General features: G+C 41.7%; 19 protein-coding genes. 8 read left to right on the forward strand and 11 right to left on the reverse strand.

Features of this window, described 5'->3' with window-relative positions:
* Positions 1-4: 4 nt before the first annotated feature.
* Together Pcarn_RS15075 and Pcarn_RS15080 are read right to left on the reverse strand one after the other, a co-directional pair.
* The gene (locus Pcarn_RS15075; protein ID WP_261836744.1) at positions 5-568 is read right to left on the reverse strand and encodes a carboxymuconolactone decarboxylase family protein; all 564 of its coding nucleotides are present in this window, start codon (positions 566-568) and stop codon (positions 5-7) included.
* 12 nt (positions 569-580) lie between these two features.
* The gene (locus tag Pcarn_RS15080) at positions 581-1,165 is read right to left on the reverse strand and encodes an NAD(P)H-dependent oxidoreductase (RefSeq protein ID WP_261836745.1); all 585 of its coding nucleotides are present in this window, start codon (positions 1,163-1,165) and stop codon (positions 581-583) included.
* A gap of 493 nt (positions 1,166-1,658) precedes the next feature.
* Between Pcarn_RS15080 and Pcarn_RS15085 the strand changes: the two genes are divergently transcribed.
* Complete coding sequence (locus tag Pcarn_RS15085) at positions 1,659-2,264, forward strand: hypothetical protein (RefSeq protein WP_261836746.1); 606 nt, start codon at positions 1,659-1,661, stop codon at positions 2,262-2,264.
* An 86-nt stretch (positions 2,265-2,350) separates the two neighbouring features.
* On the opposite strand, the gene Pcarn_RS15090 is transcribed toward Pcarn_RS15085, so the two are convergent.
* Positions 2,351-2,962, reverse strand: coding sequence for a phosphotransferase family protein (locus Pcarn_RS15090; RefSeq protein ID WP_261836747.1), 612 nt, complete (start codon positions 2,960-2,962; stop codon positions 2,351-2,353).
* A 5-nt stretch (positions 2,963-2,967) separates the two neighbouring features.
* On the reverse strand, positions 2,968-3,144 hold the full coding sequence (locus Pcarn_RS15095) for a hypothetical protein (protein WP_261836748.1): 177 nt from the start codon (positions 3,142-3,144) through the stop codon (positions 2,968-2,970).
* Positions 3,145-3,400: 256 nt separating this feature from the next.
* On the opposite strand from Pcarn_RS15095, the gene Pcarn_RS15100 reads away from it, so the two are divergent.
* Together Pcarn_RS15100 and Pcarn_RS15105 are read left to right on the forward strand one after the other, a co-directional pair.
* Positions 3,401-3,583: a hypothetical protein gene (locus Pcarn_RS15100; RefSeq protein ID WP_261836749.1), complete on the forward strand. Its 183-nt coding sequence runs from the start codon at positions 3,401-3,403 to the stop codon at positions 3,581-3,583.
* A 9-nt stretch (positions 3,584-3,592) separates the two neighbouring features.
* Positions 3,593-3,931: a DUF1971 domain-containing protein gene (locus Pcarn_RS15105; protein WP_261836750.1), complete on the forward strand. Its 339-nt coding sequence runs from the start codon at positions 3,593-3,595 to the stop codon at positions 3,929-3,931.
* A 218-nt stretch (positions 3,932-4,149) separates the two neighbouring features.
* Here Pcarn_RS15105 and Pcarn_RS15110 read toward each other — a convergent pair whose 3' ends face one another.
* The 3 genes from Pcarn_RS15110 to Pcarn_RS15120 all read right to left on the reverse strand — a co-directional run bounded on the left by Pcarn_RS15110 (position 4,150) and on the right by Pcarn_RS15120 (position 5,620).
* Positions 4,150-4,554, reverse strand: a complete 405-nt coding sequence (locus tag Pcarn_RS15110; protein WP_261836751.1) for a hypothetical protein — start codon at positions 4,552-4,554, stop codon at positions 4,150-4,152.
* Positions 4,554-5,069, reverse strand: coding sequence for an outer membrane beta-barrel protein (locus Pcarn_RS15115; RefSeq protein WP_261836752.1), 516 nt, complete (start codon positions 5,067-5,069; stop codon positions 4,554-4,556). The genes Pcarn_RS15110 and Pcarn_RS15115 overlap by 1 nt, the downstream gene beginning before the upstream one ends.
* 278 nt (positions 5,070-5,347) lie before the next feature.
* Positions 5,348-5,620, reverse strand: a complete 273-nt coding sequence (locus Pcarn_RS15120; RefSeq protein WP_261836753.1) for a hypothetical protein — start codon at positions 5,618-5,620, stop codon at positions 5,348-5,350.
* Positions 5,621-5,864: 244 nt separating this feature from the next.
* Here Pcarn_RS15120 and Pcarn_RS15125 point away from each other — a divergent pair, with 244 nt between their 5' ends.
* From Pcarn_RS15125 to Pcarn_RS15140, 4 genes are all read left to right on the forward strand, one after another.
* Positions 5,865-7,274 carry a hypothetical protein gene (locus Pcarn_RS15125; protein WP_261836754.1) on the forward strand — a complete coding sequence of 470 codons (1,410 nt, stop codon included), beginning with the start codon at positions 5,865-5,867 and terminating at the stop codon, positions 7,272-7,274.
* A 21-nt stretch (positions 7,275-7,295) separates the two neighbouring features.
* Positions 7,296-7,904 carry a penicillin-binding protein activator LpoB gene (gene lpoB / locus Pcarn_RS15130; protein WP_261836755.1) on the forward strand — a complete coding sequence of 203 codons (609 nt, stop codon included), beginning with the start codon at positions 7,296-7,298 and terminating at the stop codon, positions 7,902-7,904.
* Between the two features lie 65 nt (positions 7,905-7,969).
* On the forward strand, positions 7,970-9,520 hold the full coding sequence (locus Pcarn_RS15135) for a hypothetical protein (protein WP_261836756.1): 1,551 nt from the start codon (positions 7,970-7,972) through the stop codon (positions 9,518-9,520).
* Complete coding sequence (locus Pcarn_RS15140) at positions 9,520-10,656, forward strand: hypothetical protein (protein ID WP_261836757.1); 1,137 nt, start codon at positions 9,520-9,522, stop codon at positions 10,654-10,656. The genes Pcarn_RS15135 and Pcarn_RS15140 overlap by 1 nt, the downstream gene beginning before the upstream one ends.
* A gap of 100 nt (positions 10,657-10,756) precedes the next feature.
* Here the strand turns inward: Pcarn_RS15140 and Pcarn_RS15145 are convergent, their stop codons facing one another.
* Together Pcarn_RS15145 and Pcarn_RS15150 are read right to left on the reverse strand one after the other, a co-directional pair.
* On the reverse strand, positions 10,757-12,304 hold the full coding sequence (locus tag Pcarn_RS15145; RefSeq protein ID WP_261836758.1) for a glutamate synthase-related protein: 1,548 nt from the start codon (positions 12,302-12,304) through the stop codon (positions 10,757-10,759).
* 82 nt (positions 12,305-12,386) lie between these two features.
* Positions 12,387-12,863 carry a hypothetical protein gene (locus tag Pcarn_RS15150; RefSeq protein WP_261836759.1) on the reverse strand — a complete coding sequence of 159 codons (477 nt, stop codon included), beginning with the start codon at positions 12,861-12,863 and terminating at the stop codon, positions 12,387-12,389.
* A gap of 177 nt (positions 12,864-13,040) precedes the next feature.
* On the opposite strand from Pcarn_RS15150, the gene Pcarn_RS15155 reads away from it, so the two are divergent.
* Entirely contained in the window at positions 13,041-13,625 is a 585-nt protein-coding gene (locus Pcarn_RS15155; protein WP_261836760.1) for a YceI family protein, read from the forward strand.
* A 144-nt stretch (positions 13,626-13,769) separates the two neighbouring features.
* On the opposite strand, the gene Pcarn_RS15160 is transcribed toward Pcarn_RS15155, so the two are convergent.
* Both Pcarn_RS15160 and Pcarn_RS15165 read right to left on the reverse strand, forming a co-directional pair.
* On the reverse strand, positions 13,770-14,267 hold the full coding sequence (locus Pcarn_RS15160; RefSeq protein WP_261836761.1) for a hypothetical protein: 498 nt from the start codon (positions 14,265-14,267) through the stop codon (positions 13,770-13,772).
* A gap of 194 nt (positions 14,268-14,461) precedes the next feature.
* Positions 14,462-15,082 (reverse strand): cold shock and DUF1294 domain-containing protein, encoded by a 621-nt coding sequence (locus Pcarn_RS15165; protein WP_261836762.1) that lies wholly within the window; start codon positions 15,080-15,082, stop codon positions 14,462-14,464.
* Positions 15,083-15,100 lie beyond the last annotated feature (18 nt).

The following is a 15,100-nucleotide window of genomic DNA, read 5'->3' on the forward strand; positions in this document are numbered from 1 at the left end:
AATCTTATCTCTCGCTAGGGTGTGTCCAAGCGAACTTCTCAAACGGCTTATCAGGCGCTGTATGTGCCAGAGCGTTAGTGAAGTTAGAAATTAGCTTAGCTGAGAGACCAGTCAATACCTCTAGTGCTTGTCGCTTGGTATAGCCAGCATCCAAGAATGCCTGCAAGCGCACATCGCCGATATGACCACGGTTATCCAGAAGCTCTTTAGCAAAATCGTGCAAGGCTTGTAGCTTAGGATCTGGAATCACCGTTCCCTCGCGAAGCGCTTCAATCACCTCTTCTGGCATTTTACCGGCCTTCATCATATAGGTGTGGCCTGGTACGCAGTAGTGGCAATTGTTCTCAAAGTTCGCTGTCATAAACACAACCTGTTGCTCTAGTGGGCTGAAGGTGGTGTTTTTCATAAAGAGATCAAAGGTAGTGTTGTACGCCTCGTACGTGGCCGGTGCTTCTGCAAGTACAGCGTGCAAGTTTGGTAGCATGCCAAACGCTTTTTGCGATTGTTCTACCAGTGGCTTTGATTCTTCTGGAGCGGTTTCTTTGTTGTAATAGGTAAACTTAGTCATCTCTAACTCCTGTTAGAAGTTTGCGTCCAAGTGAGCTTCAAAACGTTTGAAGTCATTTTCAATATCAGCATTCTTCATTACGTCATAACACGCAAAAGTTGGCAGCGCTGACATACCGAAGAAACGAAAATTTGCGTGCATGTGGAACATTAGGTCATCCACACCACGGCCTTCAAATAGGTACTCGTCTTTGTCATCAAACGACTCTTTTGGCGCATTGAAAGTAAACGAAAGCATGTACTTAGTATCGGTCTGAGTACCACCAGTACCATAGTTTTTAGTTGGTTCTTCAGAGCTTCGGCCATCAAAGTTACACAGCGCGCCGCCCATACCAGCAGTGAAAACATCATCCATGTACTTTTTGAAAGACCAAGGGATTGTCATCCAGTTCACTGGCGATTGAAGGATCACGCGATCCGCCCACTCGAAATGAGCCAGTTGCTCATCAGCTACAATCTCGTCCTGCATAGTCACAACACGAACCTCGTGGCCTTTAGATTCAAGCTTAGTGCGCGCCTTTTCTACTAGAGCGGCGTTTAGTTTGCCTTCTGAGTAAGGTGATGGTTCGTGTGCATTAATGATTAGAACATTACTCATGATGTTAATCCTTCAGATGGTTTCAACATTGTTAGTCAGATAAGGCGTTTGCCTTTCGATGTGGTTTATTATGGTTACCTGAAACCTATTTGCAATTAGTTAACTTTTGGTAACCTAGATAAAAATCAACTCGACAGAGATAATTCACATATAAAACAACAATTTAGATAAAGTTAAGTTTTTATGAACATCTAGAAAGGTAGGAAAGATTGTCCCGTTACGCCAGTAGAATCGCCCAAAGACCAATACTTAAAGCGCCCTAGTTTCAATACCGAATATCTCACTATATAAAATGAATATTAGGTTACCTTGCTTTAGTTTTACTCTTAATATATAGAGTTAAATAAAAACAGGTTTCATTAATTTTATACTGTACAGTAGCTTTATATATATGTATTACAAATAATTAAACTAATGATTTAGATCAAAGATAGTAAGCTCACACATAATTATATTTTGCGCGTTGTAAAATAACTAATTATTAGGTGGAGCGATGAAATATAAAATGCTCCAAAAAGTTTTCATTCCAGTATTTATTATTTATTCTATGGGGGTTTTCGCCGCGACATATCACAGTTTTAACCGACCGGCAGACCATAAACATATAGTCACTGTAAATGGAAAAATAGAGAAGGATGAATATTCAAAGTTCAAACAGTTCATTGACAATCAAACGCTGCCTATCGACATCATTTTGTTGCAATCGAACGGAGGTTATATCTCGCCAGCGCTAGAAATTGGTGAGTATATTCATGAACATAGCCTACATACTCGTGTTGAGACCTACTGCAATTCAGCGTGCTTGTATCCCTTTCTTTCCGGTAATAATCCGGTTCTCTATCAGAAAGGAGAGATAGCGATCCATCGTCCTTATCGAGGTGAGATAGGCAAAGATATGAAGCACTGTCATCCACATGAGAAGCTATACAACAAACTGATTCGAAAGCTGACTCAATTTACTGAAAATAAGAAACTAGCAAGCCGGATAGTAGAAAAAATGTACCAAACACCAGCACCTCATAGGTATTCAATAAATAAGGAAAATTCAGGCGAATGGCATATTCATGTTTCAGATAAGGGTCTTCTAAATCATATTTAAAGATACATTCATCTTACTACTTAAATTAAGCTACATGGCTATAGTCTAGCCCTTGTAGAAGCGAGCAAATAACAATCAAGATTAGATTATAAATAACGCTCTATCTGCTTAAACCAAGCGGGTAGAGTGCTGTTATACCAATCTAAATACTTGTTCCTCATTGAGTTCTGACGCTCGAACAAGATATTTACTACCTCTAAAGCTATCCATGCTTTTGCAAGGATTAGACTTCTAATCAAATCTTGACGGTCAGTTTGTGGATTGATTTGCACATAACGCTCTGCGATGGCTAGGTACTCAGAATCAGTTCCCATCCCTTTAACCAGAGGTGCAAGATCAATAGCTGGGTGCCCATAACCAAAGCGCTCCCAATCAAACAAAACTAGTTCTCCATTGCCTCGCCGTCCCCAGTTTCCGTTATTGCTGTCTCCTGAAATCAAAGTATCAGCGGTAAACAAGTGCTGAGCCTGCTTTTGCATATCGCATAGCGTCGCCCGGCTCATTTCGGGCAGAGACAACCTTGAAAGGGCTCGGTTTGTATCTCTATCTGTCCAACTATGCTGTTTCAGTGGCTCAATGTGTTTGTGCGGGAATCGATGAATGGCCGAAAGTGCGGCAAAAGCATCGCGAGAACTGGACAACTCCGCCAGTGATACCTTGTTGGGAATGTATTCGATAAATAGTGACTGTTCGGTCATGTCTATTAACTTAGGAATACCCACCCTCGCGCCACTAGCTTTGGAGCGACAACCTTATAGAAATTCCTTTCAACAAGGCTGGCATTATTCTTACGGATACAGACGCTCTCTTTATGGGTAACCATAGCAACACTGGCCGAGCCCATTTGAGCAAGCTCCCTATCTTTTACTCTCTCTTCCATGTTTATTCCCTAATTGAGCCAGACCTAGAGTCCATCTCAAGTAAACAGTTGGAAGTAAGACGCCCCATACAAATAGGCTCTTTATCTAAATGATAATAATTTGTATTTTTAACAATATGCCACTATTGTCAATTAGACAAACCAATTATCCTTGAAGTCATCAAACCATTGAAAAGTATAAACTTTTAAGTTTTGGCACGACGCTTGCTATCTATAAAACAACAGTAACCAACAACAAATTGCAAGTGAGGGCTCCATGCAGCAGATGTTTTTAGAGAATCGAACCGATGAGGCTTATGTTGAAGAGTTTCGTTGTGGTTCTTTCCGCCATCACAGAGAAACTCGAGAATCGGTACTGCTATCGCTGCTCAAGAATATCTGGCATGACGCCTTCAAAGTCAGAGTTTCAAAATCCGACACTGCAAACGCCACAAACTAGGAGACTATTATGAGCCATTTAAGAATCCCTAAAGGCTGGACTATCCAGCGCTCCACACCATTTTTCACCAAAGAAACCGTGCCTCAGGCTCTGCTTACCCACCACAATACGGCAGCAGGTGTATTTGGCCAGCTGTGTGTGATGGAAGGTAGCGTAACCTACTTTGGTTTTGCTGATGAGAATGCGACTGAGCCAGAGCTAAAAGTAGTAATCGATGCCGGCCAGTTCGCCACCAGCCCACCACAATACTGGCATCGTATCGAGATGAGTGATGATGCTCAGTTCAACATTAACTTCTGGTCTGATAAAGACAAGCGTGACCAACCGATGTTCCACACAAAAAGCTAGGTATCTTTGATAACTGTAATTAGGGCAGTTTTAGTAAAGAGTTAGCTTATTTCTGGGGTGTGAAAGTGCAAGATCTCACCATCAAAACACCCCATGCGTGGCAATGATTAAAACTCCAACAAAGACTTATTACACGTTCATTCAAAATTACATTTGCTAAGTTATGCCAAATTAGGTGCAGAAAAGCCTAGATAAAGGCTTCCAAAAAACAAGCAGACTCAATTTGTATTTGAATCGGGAATCAATTCTCGAAACTCAATCCATTTAGGATCAACAGCACTGCCTCCGATAAGCCCCAACTCACCAGTTTGTTCCCATAAAAGAAGCTTATTTGACCATTCTTGGCAAGTCCCCATACTAAAAGCTTGTGCCAATAAGGAGTCTTGAAGAATTGTAGTATCAGAATCCATATTAATGCGATATAGGGCCATATCTAAGTTATGATTTAACTCTCCATTTCGATTACATTCCGCCACTTCACCTGCAACGTAATTTATGTGACGCAGAAAATTAAATTCAGAGTATGACAGGTCAGATGCCGCAAATGATGCAGCACCCACCAAAGATTGTGCACAACCTACCAGCGCCACCGAAAACGCAAGGACCACGGTTTGCTTAATCATTAGAATTTAACTCTCAAACCAAACTCTGTTTGCGACATATCGCTGCCACTTAAAGAAGGGAACAAGAACATACCGGTTTGTGCATATAGAGATACCGTTTTCTTTATCTCAGCTTCAACACCTACATTGAGTTTTGTATATAGCTCTGAGCCCGAGGCTTCCATACAATAGGAATAACCACACATTTTGTAGTCATAAATGAATGCACCGAGCCCCGCTCCAACATATGGTTTAACCGCAAAGTCATCGTTGCCAAAATAAAAACCAATTCGAGTATCAAGACCAAATGCCATTTCAGAGTTATCACTTGGCAAATCTAGGTTATTCAGAAATTCACCACCGATAGCTACAAACGCATTTTGTGAAATCTGATTTTCTAATCCGATAGCCAAAGATAAGAACTGAACATCTTCGATATCAGAAGAACCTGCTTGTACGTAAATCTTGTTCTCTTCTGCGTAGACTGTAGCGATTGAACTCAAAGCTACTGCTGAAGCTAGTAATAATTTTTTCATTTTTCTCGTTTAAGTAATTTTTATTAAATTGATGCTTTTTTAACAGATAACCAAACACAATAAAGATACCTGGTACGCTATATTGGTAAAGGCAAAACTTGTGTGAGGATAGAGAATGTATGATTAACTTAAACCTCGTATCCAAACAAATAGTGTCAAATGCAATATGGTTTCAAACAATTAAATAGTCTCAATAAACCATATGCTTTGCGCATATTCCAATCCAATCGGAGATGACGATCTAGCAACTTTATATTGCTTGCGTCCAAGGAAGCAGTTTATTTGACTTGAAGAACTAGACCATCTTCAGTGTCGAGTAGAGTATATTTTTTATTACTATCACACTCTACTTGGTAGCCTTTTACGTTGGGTGCTACTTTAAAATCAGTTATTGTTGAACACTTGATCCCTCCGTCCTGAATCACTTGTAATGCAGCAACCATATTTTGAGTGTCTTTATTGATACTAGCTACTTCAGCTTTTGGTAAACCAAATGCTAAAACATTTAACGAAAGCAATAGTGTCGATAACGCGATAATAGTATTTTTCATAATTAGTTCTCTAGACGTTTACTCTTCGTCGCCGAATACTAATGCGTACTAAGTACCATTGCAAGAGAAAATACAAACTTTCCCTTCAAAAATTGAAATTAGAAATAATCCTAATTTTTCAGTTGAAAAACGTATTAGGTACCTTATAATGCGAAAAAATTTGGCTCATAGGACAGGAAAGTAACGAGCCTTAGCTGATACACATTATGGAATAACTTATCCTATTGAAATTGAAGGTAATTTAATGAACTCGCTAAGAATCACATCTATTGTACTAGCTGTGACGGTTTCTTCTGGTTGCTCTAGCCTGAGCCAACGAAATGATTACAACAAACTAAATGAGCCCTTGCAAAAAGGAGATTTAGTTACCGCTCTGATGAATACAGAAAAACTAGCTGGAGACATAGACCCTGTAGATGGCCAAGCAGATGATCTATTGTGGGCATTGCAAGCTGGAACGCTAAACCATGCGTCAGGCAATGACCAGAAAACAATCATGTACTTTGACTCTGCGGAACGCTCGTTCAAAGATGAAAACTCGGAGGGTATGGTAAAGAATACAAGCGAAACTGCAGGAGCAGTTCTGGTAAACGATGCAATTCTAGATTATGAACCCACACAATATGACATGGTTTACGCCAATCACTACAAAGCTATGTCATTCTGGCACAAGGGTGATACTTCTATCGCACGTGTCGAATTCAATCGTGCAGAAGAGCGCCAACGTCGCGCAGCAGAGACTTTCGCTAACATAATTAACGAGCAAAAATCCCTAGCAAGTACAGAGGAAGCTCAACAAGTAAACTACGGCAAAATGATGAGTGACATTGATTCTAAAATGCAATCATCAGGCATCAATATGACTGGCTCTGAATGGGCACCATACGAAGGTTATATCAACCCCGCCGTAACATATGCCTCATCACTTTTCTTCATGTTAGAGGGACGATCTAAATCAGACTATGACAAAGCCGTAGATGGCTTCAAGCGAGTTTACGGGATAAGCCAAAACGCATCGGTAAAAACAGACCTACAAATGGCACAAGCTTTCGCTAGTGGTCATTCAGACAATGAAATGAACCCTACTGTCTGGATTATTCATGAAGATGGTTTGGCTCCTCAAAAGTCAGAATTTCGAGTTGATCTACCGGTTTTCCTATTAACCGGACAACCACAAATTGCCTCTTACGCTATTCCCAAAATGGATTCCGGTAAATCAGCAATTAAATCCGTCAACGTCAACAATTACAAAACAACTGAAATCGCGGACGTTAGTAAAGTTATCAAATCCGAGTTCAAAGAAGAGCTACCAGCAATCAAAGCTCGTGCTGCAGCATCAAGTATTTCTAAAGTTATTATGCAAGCAGCAGCTGCTGAAGCAGCCAAAAATGACGACACCGGTGCCGGAGCATTGTTACAACTAGGTACGATGCTGTACAGCTTAGGCTCCACCAGTGCCGATATCCGAACAAACGTTTTGTTACCTAATACCGTGAACGCTGTTCGAATGCCTAAAGAAGACTCATTTGTAATGAAAGCGGGAGCATTTGAAATCCCGGTAACCACAGACCCTGACGCCAAATACTCAATCGTCTACGTGCGAACCATGAACTCAGTAATCGAGCCAACAGTTTCAGTTATCAACATTCAGTAACCCTAAAAGTAGGCACTCTCCATGAAAACACCTTATATCCTTGCGCTCTTTGCCGTCACTCTTCTGTCCGCAGGCTGCCAAACAACAACACAATATATCGATAGTAGAGATCAAACTACTAATATAACAGCCGGATTATCCAACGCTGACTTCGAGAAAGCTGCTCAAGAGGCCTTGGAAGAAATGATAGCGTCCCCGCTTCTGGTACACCCTAAAGCACAAGCTGGCGGTCGCTACGTTATAGCAGTGAGTGATATTACTAATGACACTATGCAACGTATTTCAACAGAGCAAATAGCTAAGAAAATACGCGTTGGTTTACTTCAGTCTGGAAAATTCTTAGCTACAAGTGCTATTGGTGCTAACCAGGATGCACTTGTAATTGAATCTCGCAAAATGCAAGAGTCATCAATCGTAGATAAAAAAACTATGAAAGGTAATAACATAATTATGCCTGATTTCTCTCTTTCAGGAACAATAATCCAACGAGTCAACTCCCTTGATAACGGTGACCAGAAAATAGAGTACTACTTCCAATTAACGCTCACTAATTTAGACAACGGACTAGCATATTTCGAATCGGAAACGGTTATAGGAAAAGTGGCGGACGGATCCACTGTTAGTTGGTAACTCTGCAGGGGAGGAATCTCCTCCCCCCAGATGAGCTTAAAAATCCACTCCGGATGAGATAAGTAATGAATAATCATATTGTTAAAAGTGCCGCGTTAGTTGGCACCCTTCTCTTCAACCAAAACGCAATCGCTCTAGACTTTGGCTTCTCAGAAGAGAGGAGTTCGACAAATACACAAACTCATATTGAGCAACAGGCGACTCATGATCCTAACGCTAATGTGTCTGAAGGCATTACCGACTCTAAGAGAAAAAATTCAACATATGCAACGATAAGTCACAATGGTGCTGAGCAATTGGTCGAGAGTAGAATTGAAGACTGGCTAGACTCTCCAGAGGGACGCCCATTTAAACAACAAATGGCGCTTCGAAAAATCAACATCTATACGGGAGTAGCTAGTAGCCCTACCCCTGGTGTTTCTATGCAACATATGCAATCAGCATTCGATGCCGCCATGGTTAATGCTCTTGAAAAAGCAGCTGAATCACAGTTCCTAAACGTGACTGGTGAGATGGTAAAAAGCTTAATAATTGAAGATCCTCAGTTTGCAAAAGACATTTGCTCTTTAGATCAAGATCTTGAGCAATCAGATCTTATCGCTAGAAAATCTATGAACCTAGCCACTACAGCAATATCGCAAGCAATCAAAAAAAACACCGACGCTAGCGATCAGCAAATTGAAAGAGATTTGAGTCCAATTCAACATAGTGTCGCAAGAACTAGCCTAGAAGATAGTATACAAAGAGCCATCAATGAGGGTACCCAAAAACCGGTAGAGGTAGATGGTCTCTTTGTTCTTCGTTCATTTTCAAGCGTGACGGATCAAGGCGTTGCTATTCAGGGCGTTATTTTGATCGAACATAGCTTAACAACGGCATTAATTCGTCAAGCTAAAGGCTCCCGAGGAGATTTCAACCCCAAAGACTATGAAATACCAAAAGCTTTTCCAAAAATAGATGAAATGACCGATGAAAATGGCAATAACTTAGGCCTCTACACAATTCGAGACTATATAAAGTATGTTTCTCAAGACGCTTCTAGGGCCCCTTTTGGAGCCCAACTTGTGATTGATGCTAACGGTCAACTGACTTTTGTTGCAATTGGCTATAGCTCAGCAGAAACAACGAACAATGCCAGTCGAATGTCCGCTTACACAAAAGCAGCCCAAAAAAGGGCCAAGAGTATTGCCAATATCCAGATGCAATACCTTTCGAATTTAGTAGTTACTACAGAAACTACTATCAACGATAAAAACGCTTATATTGAAGAACTCGTACAAGACTACACAGACTGTTCAGCTACAGGTCAGGCCATACCAAGCATAAATACACCACTCTTGTCTAACAATATTACCTCTGTTGTCACGCTCAAAACTCAAGGAACGAGTATTGGCACTCAGCGAGATGTTATCCCGTACACAAACCCATATTTACCAGATCAAGAAACATGGTTGGGCTTCTCCTACTGGTCTCCGACCATGGAGAAAGAGATATACGAGATACAACAGGATAAAAAAAATGCACTGACAAAAAACTCTCGTAGGCTATCTGTGAGCACGAACGCTAGTGACCAATCCTCCACTGAATCAATAACAACAATTTCGGCAGATTTCTAATGAAACGTTTAATACTGATCATTTTCTTATTTATACCTTTAACTGGTAACGGAGCAACTTATGAAAAGGAAGTTACCGGTTACGGTAAAGATAGAGAAGAAGCCATTTACAATGCAAAACTGGAAGGAGTGAGACAATTTTTTGGCTCTGAATTATCTTCGGTCCAAATCCAAAAAATGACTGTTGAAACGGGAGGACTGACTGACAAAGCGGAACTATCACTCGAGAATGGTTCAACTGAAGGCTTCAAAGGCAGAATCTCTAATTACGATATTATACAGGTGGACTGTCAGGAAACTTGTACTGCCACTCTTTTACTTAGGTTTGAGAAAGATGAATCTCAGATAGAAAAAGAGAAGCTGCTCACTCGTAAAACAATTCTATTCACCAACCCTGTAGGTGAAGGGGCTATGGAGTTACAAACTGGACTACAAGCTAAGTTTGTTCAAGCTAGAAAGTTCGCTGTTGTTGAAGAAAATATACCAGGGCTAGATTATTCAGTTGAGCTCCGCGTTAAAGCTGCACGAACCAAAAAGTTTACATCTGGATCTACAAAAACAGACCCACTAACCGGCAATGTGACTTCAAATATTAAAAACAACTACAAATCTTTAATAAGCGTAGACTTCAAAGTCTATAGAACAGCTACCGGTCAAGTTTTAGTTCAGGACAACATCAAAACAACGTCTAGCAGAAATAACTTACCTCTATTAAAAAATATTACTGTTGAAAAACTGTATAACGCTATTCATGAACAAATTTTTCCTCATCGAATAGCTAAAGTTAGTGGTAATGAGGTTATCGTTGCTTCTGGAGGTGACACTATGAGAGTAGGCGATGTATACGAAGTTTACTCTCTGTCAGAAGAGATATTTGATCCCTACACTGGGGAGTCACTTGGGCAAGAGGAAACCAAAACAAGTGAATTAAAGATCACTAGGGTATTGCCCAAATTGTCTTACGCTAAAATATCCGGCAAAGGTTCAGTAAAAAAACACGATATAATCCGTAAAAAAAAGCGGATTCCATCTAAGCCTAAACAAGTAAAAGCCGACAAAACGAACACTATTAAATCACCTATCACCCCTGCAGGAAATAGTGTGGTAGATACTAAAAATGGTGGCGTTATCCTTTAGTTTCCTATGGTAACTCAGCAAACTAAATCGCTCTGCTGGGGTAGCGTATAATACTGTGACCTAAGATGAATGGTCTTCTCGCACAGAAGGCCATTCTTTTTTATTTATCTAAACCCATTCCTGAAAATCGAATACCAGACAAATGCGCCATATCCCTATTCCAAGTAGCTAAGTCTTTTTGATTAAACTGCCCCAAGTCATTGTGTCCACATGCTCTGGCCATTACCTGCATAAGTTCTGTCGATGCTTCGAAAAAGTTCTTAAGCTGGTTAGAAGCCTTATCAACATTGAGCCTCTGACGCAGATCCTTTTTCTGAGTAGCTATGCCCGCAGGACAGTTATTGGTATTACACATTCGTGCAGCTACACAGCCAATAGACTGCATCGCACTGTTGGAAATAGCCACACCATCAGCTCCCAACGCCATGGCTTTAACAAAATCCATCGGCACGCGAAGCCCACCGGTGATAATCAAGGTCACTCGACCACTGGCTCCTACCGAATCCAAATAGGCTCTAGCCCTTGCAAGCGCGGGAATGGTTGGCACACTAATATGATCCCTAAACATCTGTGGCGCCGCACCAGTACCACCGCCGCGACCGTCTAATATGATGTAGTCTGCGCTGGCATCCAGAGCAAACTGAATATCCTCTTCAATATGGTTAGCACTGAGTTTGAAACCAACAGGAATACCACCTGTCACCTCTCGAACTCGGTCGGCAAACTTCCTAAAGTCTTCTACCGTATGTAAGTCCTTAAAGGTAGGTGGAGAGATGGCAGCTGTACCCGCTTTAATTCCACGCACTTCTGCGATTTTACCAATATTTTTCACACCTGGCAGATGGCCACCGGTACCAGTTTTAGCCCCCTGACCACCTTTAAAATGAAACGCCTGCACAGTCTTAAGCTTTGACTCTTCATAGCCAAACCCAGCACTGGCAAGCTCATAAAAGTAACGTGAATTGGCTGCTTGCTCCTCGGGGAGCATTCCCCCTTCGCCAGAGCAAATCCCAGTACCGGCGAGTTCTGCACCCTTGGCTAGAGAGACCTTTGCCTCTTCAGAGAGTGCTCCAAAGCTCATGTCTGAGACAAACAAAGGGATCTTGAGTTTAAGGGGTTTTCGAGCCTGCGGGCCTATGACTAATTCAGTCGAAACGGGAACATCTTCCATCAAAGGCTTAGTCGCCATCTGCGCCACCATCACCTGAATATCATCCCAGTGAGGAAGTAAGTGACGCGGAACGCCCATAGAGGTCATAGGGCCGTGATGCCCCATTTTCGAGAGACCTTCTCGGGCCAGTTGATGAATAAACTCCACCGTCGGTTCTTCTTTGGTTGGAGTCGCAGTAGGTATAACCTCTACGTTCTGGATCTGTACGCCAGGCCCTTCTTGGCCAACTTGATCATCGCTAAACTGCTTATGTGAACCATCGCAGAAAGGCAGATTATTCGAGTGCTTACAGCGACATAGATAGTTGTCACCGTCCTGCTCTGCCACAAAGCTCTTTGGCTTAAAGTCAGTGCTGGCGTGGGAGCCATCACAAAAGGGTTGGTTCTTGGAGAGCCCGCAGGTACAAAAGTAATACTCCTGCCCCTTGGTGAGTTCAACTTTGATCGGCTTGTTATCTGCGATGACTGGTTTACTCATAACACCCTTCCCTCTGCTCCAAGATATAAACTCATCTCAGAGTAAAGAAGATCGAACGAGTAAACGCCAGAATATGAGGTGGTTAAATACTATCGGATTCAATGATGGAAGCGAGTGCGGTGCCAATGATCATCTTATACATATGTTCAGCCTCTTGTTCATCCATGCCAAAGTAATGCTTACCCATCTTTTTCATGTTGGCTAAAATCTTCTTCGCATGGGTGCCAGAAATTCCCTGTACGCCATCCAGCACAAAAAGCTCAAAGACGTTCCTAAACAGAGGTAATTTTATCCCCTCCGCGAAAGAGTCTAGAAATGCTTCCGGCGAACTCATGTCTAAAAGAGGTAGCATTTCTGGAAAACCCCGCCCCTCAATACCCTCTAAAAAATGGGCACTGCTTGGATAATACCCTTGAATGGTACTTTTACGAGTACCCATGAATTTGGCCAAACGAGAATATGTAACCGCTTCCCAGCCTTCGGTCTTAAAAAGCTCCCAGATGTGATCGTCCAACTTCTGCTTATTTGCTTCATATTGCGCTCTTGATATACGTGCCATTGACCACTCATTCTATTAATGCGTACCTAATCCGCAAATATATCATAATAATTCTCATTAACCAATGCAGACTGTTGCCGGCTATATCCCATAAAGAAAGTCACTCTAGCCAAGCTTTGCGAAGTCTACTTTTTGAACAATACTCTATCCACTGCAATGGATAACAAGGAAAATGACATGCGACATCTACTGACTATCTTTGCGCTAGTGGTAACTGTACTAGCTATGCCTATTCAAGTACTTGCTGCGGGCCACTATGAGGTTGATTCCAAGGTTTCGACGGTAAGCTTTGCGACAATCAAGAAACAGTACATAGTTGAACCTGCTGTTATTACTGGATTGACTGGTAGCCTAGACGATTCAGGTAATCTAAAGGTAATGGTGCCACTGCAGAACCTTGATACTGGAGTATCTATCCGAAACGACCGCCTTGGTGAGCTTTTCTTTAAGGTCGCAACCCATCCAAATGTTGAAGTGATGGCTACCGTGCCTGCTGAGTTGATGAAGGGTGATATGGTGGTTACACAGGCTAAAGTTCCTGCACAGGTGACCTTGTATGGTAAGGCTCAGACCTTAGACTTTATGCTAAATATCGTACGCGCGGGTAATGTGATTTCGGTCTCTAGTGTGAAACCAGTAGTCATTGATGGTATTAGCTTTGGTATTCCGAAGGAGAGTCTAGCTGCAGTGTCCAAGACGGTTGGGGATATTGCTATTTCGTCTAGTGTTGGGGTGAATGTTTCTTTGGTTTTGAAGAAGTAGAGTTGTCGTACTGAAGTGAGCTCTGAACACTAAAGGTCCCGGCTCGAGGCCGACATCTTTATTGAGCACCCTAGCCAACGCAAATTACGTTTTCTAGCTAGCCCTTACGTAAAAATAGCGCCATTTCAGCGCTATTTTTATTTGTTAGCCGCTCACCTTTTGCAGTTGCGGTTTCATACCACCAGGCACTTTATCCAATGACATCAAAGTTAGCTGCTTGCCTTCTTGGTCTGCATTTTGGTTCTTCAGCAGTGACTGGCTCGCAGTTTTTGGTAGTTTCCACATAGCACCTGTGGCTGGGTCGACGATCAGCAGGCCGATGAAGCCACCGAATAAAATGTTACCTACATACCATCCATCAACAGATGAAGAGACTGTCACGATAGAATCTTCATAACCACCTTTGTGGTATTTAATGGTGTAGTCTGCTCCATCAAAAAAACCGTTGCTTGCATCCAAAGAGATAGTCGATGGTGTATGACCTTTACTCACTACCTGACCATTTTCATTGGTGATAGTGAAGATAGCATCGTCAGGAGAACTGGTGATTGCCATAGTGTATTGGCTATCACTAACAATCGATGCACAACCTGTGGTTGCCATCAATACACTTGCGGTAATGGTAGTTAAAATCTTTTTCATTTGTACGCCTATAAACCCTTAGCGATATTCTCTTGTGGAATATTATGCTCAATGAAGAATGTTTATAAGCGTACCGTACGCTAAAATTTTGGGTGAAATGTAATCAGTGATTGCATAAATTCAATAAATAAAACAAACAGCAATCCATCACTCATCTTTATGTTTTCATATTGATCTTAGCCGACTTAGAAGGTCTAAATAGTGCTCCTAATTGCATCCACTAAAAGACCTAACTTGTAAACAAAGTGGTCGAAACAACTCAAACCCTGCGGGGTAAGTAGTGATAAGAAAACCGCGCTATTCAAAATAATGGTTAGCCAAAGTATCGCTTTAAAAGGCTGCTTTACTGATTTGTGCCTTAGTATCTGTTGAGCAATTAATGCACCAGGCCAACCACAAATAAGAGCGAATAAATGCAACGTTGATTCTGGAGTTCGCCACTCATTATTTTCAGCTGCATTCTTGTCTATTGCATATAACATGAAGGTAAAAAAGCTCATTCCGAAATAAGCTGCCACAAACAATACATCTACATCAAAAATGAAGTAGGAACTGGCAAGACCGACAAGGAAAGTAAGAGCAAACACCAGAGGAAAAGAAAAGCTCACAGTTAGAACTTCAGCCAACCTTACATCCACAGCGCACGCATCACCGCGCCTGTCCTGGCCAATTGCAAACTCTACCTCATCGTTCACACTGGGGCGTCTACCGCCATTTACTGATGAGATATGAAAGAACAGTCTTTGATGACTTATTGGTGAGGAGATAAACCCATAACCTCTCTCATCATTCCACTCGACTACTGTTCCTTCCATCTTATTTCTCTAATATCT

Origin of the sequence: Vibrio ishigakensis (assembly GCF_024347675.1) — a bacterium.
Lineage (GTDB): Bacteria > Pseudomonadota > Gammaproteobacteria > Enterobacterales > Vibrionaceae > Vibrio > Vibrio ishigakensis.

Coding starts and splice junctions, on each gene's coding strand:
- Pcarn_RS15075 (WP_261836744.1), bottom strand. CDS start 568: ATGACTAAGTTTACCTATTACAACAAAGAAACCGCTCCAGAAGAATCA.
- Pcarn_RS15080 (WP_261836745.1), bottom strand. CDS start 1,165: ATGAGTAATGTTCTAATCATTAATGCACACGAACCATCACCTTACTCA.
- Pcarn_RS15085 (WP_261836746.1), top strand. CDS start 1,659: ATGAAATATAAAATGCTCCAAAAAGTTTTCATTCCAGTATTTATTATT.
- Pcarn_RS15090 (WP_261836747.1), bottom strand. CDS start 2,962: ATGACCGAACAGTCACTATTTATCGAATACATTCCCAACAAGGTATCA.
- Pcarn_RS15095 (WP_261836748.1), bottom strand. CDS start 3,144: ATGGAAGAGAGAGTAAAAGATAGGGAGCTTGCTCAAATGGGCTCGGCC.
- Pcarn_RS15100 (WP_261836749.1), top strand. CDS start 3,401: ATGCAGCAGATGTTTTTAGAGAATCGAACCGATGAGGCTTATGTTGAA.
- Pcarn_RS15105 (WP_261836750.1), top strand. CDS start 3,593: ATGAGCCATTTAAGAATCCCTAAAGGCTGGACTATCCAGCGCTCCACA.
- Pcarn_RS15110 (WP_261836751.1), bottom strand. CDS start 4,554: ATGATTAAGCAAACCGTGGTCCTTGCGTTTTCGGTGGCGCTGGTAGGT.
- Pcarn_RS15115 (WP_261836752.1), bottom strand. CDS start 5,069: ATGAAAAAATTATTACTAGCTTCAGCAGTAGCTTTGAGTTCAATCGCT.
- Pcarn_RS15120 (WP_261836753.1), bottom strand. CDS start 5,620: ATGAAAAATACTATTATCGCGTTATCGACACTATTGCTTTCGTTAAAT.
- Pcarn_RS15125 (WP_261836754.1), top strand. CDS start 5,865: ATGAACTCGCTAAGAATCACATCTATTGTACTAGCTGTGACGGTTTCT.
- lpoB (WP_261836755.1), top strand. CDS start 7,296: ATGAAAACACCTTATATCCTTGCGCTCTTTGCCGTCACTCTTCTGTCC.
- Pcarn_RS15135 (WP_261836756.1), top strand. CDS start 7,970: ATGAATAATCATATTGTTAAAAGTGCCGCGTTAGTTGGCACCCTTCTC.
- Pcarn_RS15140 (WP_261836757.1), top strand. CDS start 9,520: ATGAAACGTTTAATACTGATCATTTTCTTATTTATACCTTTAACTGGT.
- Pcarn_RS15145 (WP_261836758.1), bottom strand. CDS start 12,304: ATGAGTAAACCAGTCATCGCAGATAACAAGCCGATCAAAGTTGAACTC.
- Pcarn_RS15150 (WP_261836759.1), bottom strand. CDS start 12,863: ATGGCACGTATATCAAGAGCGCAATATGAAGCAAATAAGCAGAAGTTG.
- Pcarn_RS15155 (WP_261836760.1), top strand. CDS start 13,041: ATGCGACATCTACTGACTATCTTTGCGCTAGTGGTAACTGTACTAGCT.
- Pcarn_RS15160 (WP_261836761.1), bottom strand. CDS start 14,267: ATGAAAAAGATTTTAACTACCATTACCGCAAGTGTATTGATGGCAACC.
- Pcarn_RS15165 (WP_261836762.1), bottom strand. CDS start 15,082: ATGGAAGGAACAGTAGTCGAGTGGAATGATGAGAGAGGTTATGGGTTT.